Raw genomic sequence first — 8970 nt, forward strand, 5'->3', positions numbered from 1 at the left:
TCGTGGCCGGACTGCTCGTCACCCCCCTGACCGATCCGGCCGGCGCCACCCCGGCATCGGCCCCCTCCCCGACCTCCTCCGCCTCTCCCGTCGGCGACGACACCGTTCCCCGCGCCCTCCGGGGCAAGCGGTTCACCCTCGTCACCGGGGATCGCGTCACCCTCGACGACTCCCGGGGGGTGACCCGCATCGATTTCGAACCGGCCGAGGGCCGTGAAGGCGTCGGGTTCTTCCGCACCGCAACGGGCCGGGACATCAACGTCATCCCCACGGATGTCGCCCCCCTGGTGGCCTCCGGCCAGGTGGACGAAGTGCTCTTCAATCTCAGCGCGTTGGAACGCCTCGGTCTCGACGACGGGGCCGACGAAGGCAAGGAGAAGGACAACCACCGGTCGCTGTCGCTGATCATTCGGCACGGCGGTGACCGGCTGCCCCCCGATCTCCGCGCCGCGGCCGACCGGAAGGGGACCGTACCGCTCGAATCCATCGGCGCCACCGCCGTCCCCCTGCCCGACGGGGATCGCGGCGAGTTCTGGAAGTCTCTGTCGGCTCCCGCGAGCGCGGCGGAAACAGCCGAAGCCGCGAAGGCCGGGAATCCACGGCTCCGCCCCGCCGTCCAGAAGGTCTGGCTGGACACCCCCGTCCAGCTCACCGACGCGGAATCCGCCGACCCCGGTCCCGCTCCCGTCACCGCCGCCGCTGACGACGTTCCCGTCGACGACCTGATCGGTCAGATCAACGCGACCGCCCCCAAGTCCCGCGGCCTGGACGGCACCGGCGTCAAGGTCGCGGTCCTCGACACCGGTGTGCGCACCACCCACCCCGATCTCGTCGATCGTGTGTCGAAGTCCGTGAACCATGTCCCGTGGGACAGCGAGACCGGCGACGTCGACGGCCACGGCACCCATGTCGCCGGGATCATCGGCGGTACCGGGGCGGCCTCCGGCGGGAAGTACGAGGGCGTGGCACCCGGTGTCGAGATCGTCAGCGGACGAGTTCTGTCCGGCCCTCTCGGGCAGCTCTCGCACATCATCAACGGCATGGAGTGGGCGGCCGATGAGGGCGTCGACATCGTCAACATGAGCCTCGGCTCGACCGTCCCGACCGACGGCACCGACCCCTGGTCGCTCGCCACCGACGCCCTGCTCGACCAGGGCGTCCTCCCCGTCGTCTCCGCCGGCAACAGCGGACCCGGCTCCTTCACCGTCACCCCGCCCTCCGCGGCCGCGGGCGCCCTCGCGGTCGGTGCCGCCGGGGGCGACGACGCGGTCGCCTCGTTCTCCAGCCGCGGCCCGCTCTTCGGCAACTACATCGTCAAACCCAACGTCAAGGCCCCGGGCGTCGCCGTCACCGCCGCCCGCGCGGCGGGAACCGACATCGGCGACGTCGACCCGGAGGGCCCGCAGGGCCCGGTCGACGAGAACTACACCCGCCTCTCGGGTACGTCGATGGCCGCCCCCGCGGTCGCCGGGGCCGCCGCCCTCGTCATGCAGGCCCACCCCGACTGGACACCCCGTCAGATCAGCCAGGCCCTGGTCTCCAGCGCCGAGCCCAGCCCCGGCGAGTCGGTGTACGACCAGGGCTCGGGCCTGATCGACGTGGAGCGCGCCGTCACCCAGGACGTCCGGGCCGACGCCCACGCGGTCGACTTCGGCCACCTCACCTGGCCTCGCGACCCGGACACCGCACGCAAGGTCACCTTCACCAACACCTCCGACAGCCCCGTCACCCTCGGCCTCGGCCTCGACGTCACCGTGACGCGAGGCGACCTGCCCGCCGGCCTGCTGGGACTCTCCGGGACCCGGCTGACCGTCCCCGCCCACGGCACGGCGTCCGTGGCCGTCGAACTCCGGGACAGCGGCATCCGTACCGGCGGCACGCTCTCCGCGCTGCTCACCGCCACCGATACCGACACCGCCGGGGGGACGGTGGTGCGGGTCCCGGTCGGACTCACCCTGGAACCCGAGAGCTACGACCTGACCGTCCACCTCCGCGATCAGCTCGGCGCCCCGGCGAGCGACATCTCCCTCGTCAGCCTCGTGCCGCTGGACCGCGCCCTGGTCCCGTTCGAGCGGCCGATCGTGGCAACCGCGGGCGCCACCGTGACACTGCGGGCGCCCGCGGGGACGTACGGCATCTCCGCGATCATCAGCCGCTACGGGCCCGACAGCCACTGGTTCGCCAGCGACCATGTCCTCGCCGGTGAACCCTTCCTCCGGGTGAAGGAGCCGGCCGACATCACCCTGGGCGGCACCGCGGCCCGCAAGCTCGGCAACACGGTCGACAACGAGAAGGCCGAACGGATCTACCAGGCGTCCGGCATCCTCCAGCGGCAGACCAGGATCCCGAACGAGCAGACCGGGCCGACGAGCACCCAGATCTCCGTCGAGTACTCCCACCTGCCTCCGGACTACTGGGCGGTCCCCTCCACGACCCGTCCCGACGGCTCGACCTACACGACGTACTACCGCGAGGACCTGGCCGAGGGCTACCGGGTCGGCGAGATCCCCGACGGCGCGCCCGGCGACGGGTACGACTACCCCACCGCCACCGGTCCGGTCTACTACCTGGCCAACATCCGCGAGGGCGGCATCCCTTCCGACCTCACGGGCCGCGTCGGCGACTCCGCGCTCGCGCGGACCGAGGCCCGTTACGGCGCCTCCGAGCAGGCCGGACGGTACGACCGGCCCTTCCCGCTGAAGTCCAAGCTGGCCACGGCGACGCTGAAGGGCATCGCGCTCGACGGCCGTCGCGTCAACGTGCCCTCGCCGGGCACCCGCACCGAGTACTACACCGCGTCCAAGGACATCACCTGGTCCCAGGAACTGCGCTGGTCCTGGCAGAACGCCGACAGCGTCGACCCGCTCCGGGCCCGGGCCCTGTTCACCGAGCCCGAGGCGTTCCGGCCCGGACGCCGCGTCGAGCACTGGAACCACCCGGTGGGCGCCCCCGCCCTCGCCGCCGACGGCCGCCAGTTGGTCCGGAGCGGCGACACCGTCACCGTCGACCTGCCGCTGGGCGGGGACTCCGAGGCGCGGCATCTGTTCACGTCCGACGATGTCTACGCCACGTACGACTACACCCTCAGCCGGGACGGCAGGGCGATCGCCAAGAGCCGGGACGGCGCCAAGGAGTTCCCGCGGAACACCGCGCTCGCCGCGTGGACCGTCCCGGCCGACACCGGTACGTACACGCTCAAGGCCCGCGCCGACCGCTCCCAGTGGAATGGTCTGTCCACCGGGGTCGAGGCCGCCTGGACCTTCCGCTCCGGTCCGGCGACGGACGGCGAGCAAGCCGCCCTGCCGCTGTCCAGCGTCCGGTTCGAGCCGCCGGTCGACGAGTGGTCGCGGGCCGGGGACCACCAGGTCCTCGCCGTCCCCTTCGAGGTACGGCGCACGGGTGACCAGCCGCGGGGCACGCTGCGCGGCCTGACCGTCGAGGCGTCCTTCGACGACGGCACGACCTGGGAACGGGTGCCGGTCGTGAAGAACCGGGCGCTGATCACGCACCCGGCGCTCTCCGCGCTCCCCGCCGAGCACATCGACCGCAACGGGCACGGCTACGTCAGCCTGCGGGCCAAGGGGTCCGACCGCGCCTCTTCCTTCGAGGTGACGGTCAAGAAGGCGTACAAGATCAGGAAGTCCTGACGGTTCGTCGGAGGGGCCGCGCGCATCCGGCGACCCCTCCGACGAACCTTCGGCGGCCCCTCCGACGACAGCCCGTACGGCCACGGCGGGAAGCACTTCTCCGGCGTCTCGCGCCGCCACGTCCCGGTGTGCGCACCCGGTCTGTTTGAAAAGTCGCGTAACCATGTGTGAATTCAGTGTGGAAAGCGCGTGAACCCTGAGGGGTGTGTCGGTGGTTCCAGCCGTTCTGGGGCGCTGTCCGGGGTCGTTGTCGCGTGGTGGCCGGGTCGGGGCCGGCCGATCCGCCTGTCGTCGGAGTGGCGATGTGGTGATGGTACATACCTGAGGAGTACAAGCGGCACTTGCCTATAAAGGCGTCCTAATCTCCGATGGTGTCGTGCATGCGTTCGATGTCGATTTGCGGGGTGAGGGGTGTGCGGTGCTTTTCTTGGACTGTTCGTGATGTGGGGCACAGGGAGTCCCGGGGTAAGTGGTGTATAGCGGGGGTGTGGCTCGGCGGGCGTCTGCCGCGAGTGTCGCCATAGGGCTTGGCATATGCCCCCGAGGGTGGCTGCTTTGACGCGATCTCGCGGTGCGGCATGGGCCCGTGCTTTACTCTTCAAGCACTGTTTGCTGTTCACTCGCAGCCGTTTCCGGACGCGCTGGAACGAAGGGGTAGTTGTGCCTATCGCTGTTAATGATGTGGAAACATTTAATAGGGCCCTGCTGATGCAATCAGGAATCAGTGTGGCTGTGATTGATGCGGCCGGCGGAATACTGTGGGCGAGCCCCAGCTTTCTTCACTATTTTTCGGGGGCGGGAGAAAAGGTCGTCGGTGAGTGCCTTTCCGGTTTCTTTCACCCGGGGGTGAAAGGGCGTTTGGATTATTTACTGAACGAGGTTCTGGAGGGCCGGCGGATTCGTTTTTCCGAGGAGGTCACCATGGTCCGGGAAAACGGTGGCTGCGTCGGTGGGAATCTGGTGGGTGTGGCAGTGGGTGGTTTTGAGGGAGGTCCTGGTCTTCTGGCTTTATGGCAGCCGGATCGCAGTTGGGCGGTGGGTGTGAACGACGGGGACAAGAAGGTCACTGTGAGCGACATGGGCCGCAGGATTCTTGAGGGTGTGGCGTGCGGTCTGTCCACCGCGAAACTGGCGTCCCGGCTCTACATGAGCAAGAACGGTGTTTCGTACCACCTGGGCGAGCTGATGAGGGAATTCCAGGCGGACAACCGGACCGAGCTGGTCTCCAGGGCCTACTCGGTGGGTCTGCTGAAGGTCGGAACGTGGCCGCCGGCCACGTGACAGGATTTCTCTCCGGTGTGAAGGGTGATGTGTTCCATGTCCATGTCTGTGTCGTACCACGGCCTTCCGGGGGCCGATGCCCCGGTCCGGTTGATCGCTTTTCATCACGCAGGGGGGTCCGCCTCCTCGTTCCTGCCGGTGGTGAAGGAGCTCCCGGACGGCTGTGGCGGGTTCCTCTTCGAGCTCGGCGGGCGGTTCGGTGAGACGGGGAGCGCTCCGGCCGCCGACTTCCGTGCGGCGCACGAACGTTTCCTTCCGGACTTTCTCCAACTGGTCGACCGGCCGGCCCTGGTGATCGGGCACAGCCTCGGTGCCCTGTTCGCGCACAATCTCGTCGCGGCGCTGCCGCCGGAGCGGGCGGCCCTGGTCAGGACGCTCGTGGTCTCCGCGTCCAAGGGGCCGGCCGTGGCCGCGGAGGAGGCCCCGATGCCCGCCGCCCCCTTCCTCGTACGGTCCGCTTCCAGCGTCATGGAGGACCTGCGTACGTTCGGCGGGACCGATCCGGAGTTCCTGGAGGACCCGGACTTCGCCCAGGCCGCGGTCGGCCAGCTCGGGCACGATCTGCATCTGGCCGATACCTACACCCTGCCGCCCGGTCCGCCGTCGGCCGTCCCGCACCTGGTCTGGTACGGGCAGGACGACGTCACCCTGGCGGAGGCGGACCGGCTGGCCTGGTCCGGGGCGTGCGCGCGGCCGCCGGAACACGAGGGGTTCCCCGGCGGCCATTTCTATCTCTTCGAAAGGCCGGAACCGGCCGCCCGGCTCCGGGAACTGACCGGTGCTCTCACCGCGGAGGGTTTCCGGTGATCGGATATTTGGTAGGTTCCGAAGATCTTCGGGCCATTGCAGAAAGGGGACACCGAGTGACTGGGAACACCGGCGGGCAGCCGCTGACACCCTGGCTGTTCACCCCCGGAACGTCGTCGTTCACGGAGTTCATGGCGAGGTACGAACCGGACCTGATGCCCGGCGGCGCACAGCGTGCCGCCGGAACCCCGAGGCTGACGGAGGATCAGATTCCGCACGGCACCACCGTGCTGGCCCTCACCTATGCGGACGGCGTCATGATGGCCGGTGACCGGCGCGCGACGATGGGAAATCTCATCGCCCAGCGTGACCTGGAAAAGGTGTATCCCGCGGACGAGCACACGGCGGTGGCATTCGCCGGCACCGTCGGGATAGCGCTCGACATGGTGCGGCTCTACCAGGTCGAGCTGGCCCACTTCGAAAAGGTCGAGGGCACGGCGATGACCCTGGACGGTAAGGCGAACCGGCTCGCCACCATGATCCGGAAGAACCTGGGCCAGGCCATGCAGGGCCTCACCGTGGTACCCATGCTCGCCGGGTACGACCTGCTCGCCCCGGAGGGCGAGGCGGGCCGGATCTTCAGCTATGACGTGACCGGCGGCCCGTACGAGATGCGGGACTTCTACACGGTGGGTTCCGGTTCCCCCTATGCCCGGGGGGCGTTGAAGAAGCTCTACCGGCCGGGGCTCTCGCGCCGGGAAGCCGCGCTGGCCGCGCTCCAGGCGCTCTACGACGCGGCGGACGACGACTCGGCGACCGGCGGCCCGGACGTCTCCCGGCGGATCTTCCCGATCGTCGCGTCGATCACCGAGGAGGGCTACGAGCGGATGGACGAGGCGCAGACCGAGGAGCTGAGCCGACTGGTGGTCGAGCAGCGACTGCGCCAGCCGGAAGGGCCCACCGTCACCTTGTGACCTGCGGTCCTCGCCACACCGTCCCGGAGGGGCGGGCCCGGATCGGGCCCGCCCCTCCGGCGTTGCCACGTCCACTCCTTTCCGTGCCCGGAGTTCCCGCACTCCGGGTATTTCCATGTCCGGGTGTTTCCACTCTCCGGACGTTTCCGTGTCCGGGTGTTTCCGTTCATGTCCGCCTGCTGCTGCGGTGTTCTCTTCGCCGCCGTCGCCCCTCCCCTCGGCACCGCCGCGGGGCTCTGCTACTGCAAACGGCCCGGCGGCCGGAGCGCGTCGCAATTCCCTCCCCGTCCCGTTCTAAACACCCGGAGTGTACATAGGTGGACACGAACTCGTCGGAAATCTCTGGATAGGGTCGTGGGTAATTGAGGTGACTGCGGGTTCTCCGGTGCACGGAGCCGGAAATGAGCGACGAGGAGTCGGCGAATTATTTCGTCGGCAAGGCTTCCCAGGATTGCCTGGGATACCGGGCGGCTGTCGGCCGGTCCTGGCTCGGACAGGATCCGGTCAGTGGTTTTCGTCGCGTGGAGTTCCGCGGAAACCCGGGCGGGACATCCGCTTCGCGACCGGTGGTGCCGGTGCGATGTATGTGTGCGCGGTGCCCGGTGACGGCATCGGCCGATGGCGAAGGAGGTTGTGCATGCCGGTGAGGCACGAGGACAAGGGCCGGGCGGCGGTGGTGACGGGTGTCGGCGGGTGGGTGCCTCCGGACGTCGTCACCAACGACGACCTGTCCGCCCGTCTCGACACGTCGGACGAGTGGATCCGTACCCGTACCGGCATCAGAACCCGGCATGTGATCTCTCCCGGTATGGCCACGTCGGATCTCGCCTTCGAGGCGGGCCGCAGGGCCCTGGAATCCGCGGGCGACCCGGAGGTGGAGGCGGTCGTGCTCGCCACGACCACCCCCGACCGGCTCTGCCCGGCCACCGCGCCGGAGGTCGCCGCCCGTCTCGGGCTCGTGGGTGTGCCGGCCTTCGACATCTCGGCGGTCTGCGCCGGTTTCCTCTACGGCCTGGCGACGGCGGCGGGGCTGATCGCCTCGGGGACGGCACGGCAGGTTCTGCTGATCGGCGCGGACGCCTTCACCACCATCGTCGACCCCAAGGACCGTGCCACGGCGGTGATCTTCGCGGACGGGGCCGGTGCCGTGGTGCTGCGGGCGGGCCGGGCCGACGAGCCCGGTGCGGTGGGCCCCGTGGTCCTCGGCAGCGACGGCAGGTTCGCGGACCTCATCCAGGTGCCGGCCGGCGGTTCACGCCAGCGCTCCCACAGCCGGTCCTGCGGCCCGGGTGAAGAGTTCTTCCGGATGGACGGACGCGGCACGTTCCGGCAGGCCGTGGAGCGGATGTCGACGGCGTCCCGGCAGGCGGTCGAGGCCGCCGGCTGGCGTGTGGAGGACGTCGACCGGCTCGCCGCCCACCAGGCCAACGCCCGGATCCTCAAAGCCGTGGCGGACGAGCTGGCCGTACCGGCGGGACGCCAGTTGTCGAACATCTCCCGGGTCGGGAACACCGGCGCCGCCTCCATCCCGCTGCTGCTCGCCCAGGCAGCCGGGGACGGGAGTCTCGCCGAGGGGCACCGGACCCTGCTCACCGCCTTCGGCGGCGGACTGTCCTGGGGCGCGGCCACGCTCACCTGGCCGGCGCTCCCCACCGCCTGACGTCAACTCACCCCCCCCACAAAGGAATCTGCCCCCCATGTTCGAGACGCTCAAAGAAGTACTGGTCGACAAACTCGAAGCGGATCCCGAGGAGATCACTCCGGAGGCCACCGTCGAGGACGCCGGACTGGACTCGCTGTCCATCGTCGAACTCTCCATCATCCTGGAGAAGGACCACGCGATCGCGATCACCGACGACGAACTGCTGGCCGCCCCCACGATCGGCGACATGGCGAGACTGATGGAGGAGAGGAACGCGGCGCTCTGACGCCGGTACGGCGGTGTAGTCGGGACGGCGATACGGCGGTAGCCGGTACGGCGGTACGGGTGCGGGAAGACCCCTGCCGTACGGGCGCACCGCGAAAAGCGGCGCCGGTCGCCCCGGTGTCCTGAGCCGCCCCACCACCGCGGCGGCGGGACGCGGGGCGACCCGCTCCGTCCCGCCGCCCGCGTGACCCCACGGCCCGTTCGCCGGGACTCCCCGGCGGCCCCGGTGTGAGTACGCCGCCGGCGCCCCCGGGTCCGCGAGAACCCCCAGGTCCGCGAGCCCCCGGTCGTCCGCGATAACCCCCCAGGTCCGCGAGAAACCCCGGGCGGGGCCGTGTCGCCCCTCACACTTTTCCCCGCCCGAGTCGCCCGTTCCGCCGGTGCTGTTCGACCG

General features: G+C 69.8%; 6 protein-coding genes. All 6 read left to right on the top strand.

The window, feature by feature from the left end; genetic code table 11:
• The first annotated feature begins 2 nt into the window (after nucleotides 1-2).
• On the top strand, nucleotides 3-3647 hold the full coding sequence (locus tag ACIO3P_RS27245) for a S8 family peptidase (protein ID WP_401853627.1): 3645 nt from the start codon (nucleotides 3-5) through the stop codon (nucleotides 3645-3647).
• Between the two features lie 660 nt (nucleotides 3648-4307).
• Complete coding sequence (locus ACIO3P_RS27250; RefSeq protein WP_401853625.1) at nucleotides 4308-4928, top strand: LuxR C-terminal-related transcriptional regulator; 621 nt, start codon at nucleotides 4308-4310, stop codon at nucleotides 4926-4928.
• Between the two features lie 42 nt (nucleotides 4929-4970).
• Nucleotides 4971-5735, top strand: a complete 765-nt coding sequence (locus ACIO3P_RS27255) for an alpha/beta fold hydrolase (protein ID WP_329825402.1) — start codon at nucleotides 4971-4973, stop codon at nucleotides 5733-5735.
• Nucleotides 5736-5791: 56 nt separating this feature from the next.
• On the top strand, nucleotides 5792-6649 hold the full coding sequence (prcB, locus tag ACIO3P_RS27260; protein WP_401853622.1) for a proteasome subunit beta: 858 nt from the start codon (nucleotides 5792-5794) through the stop codon (nucleotides 6647-6649).
• 637 nt (nucleotides 6650-7286) lie between these two features.
• Complete coding sequence (locus ACIO3P_RS27265; protein WP_329825376.1) at nucleotides 7287-8309, top strand: beta-ketoacyl-ACP synthase III; 1023 nt, start codon at nucleotides 7287-7289, stop codon at nucleotides 8307-8309.
• A gap of 37 nt (nucleotides 8310-8346) precedes the next feature.
• Complete coding sequence (locus ACIO3P_RS27270) at nucleotides 8347-8577, top strand: acyl carrier protein (protein ID WP_329825377.1); 231 nt, start codon at nucleotides 8347-8349, stop codon at nucleotides 8575-8577.
• The last annotated feature ends 393 nt before the right edge of the window (nucleotides 8578-8970 follow it).

Source organism: Streptomyces sp. NPDC087310 (assembly GCF_044744405.1).
In the GTDB taxonomy this organism is placed as follows: Bacteria; Actinomycetota; Actinomycetes; order Streptomycetales; family Streptomycetaceae; genus Streptomyces.

Excerpts from the sequence above, each read along its gene's own strand:
- ACIO3P_RS27255 (WP_329825402.1), top strand. The coding sequence starts at position 4,971 with ATGTCTGTGTCGTACCACGGCCTTCCGGGGGCCGATGCCCCGGTCCGG.
- ACIO3P_RS27265 (WP_329825376.1), top strand. The coding sequence starts at position 7,287 with ATGCCGGTGAGGCACGAGGACAAGGGCCGGGCGGCGGTGGTGACGGGT.
- ACIO3P_RS27270 (WP_329825377.1), top strand. The coding sequence starts at position 8,347 with ATGTTCGAGACGCTCAAAGAAGTACTGGTCGACAAACTCGAAGCGGAT.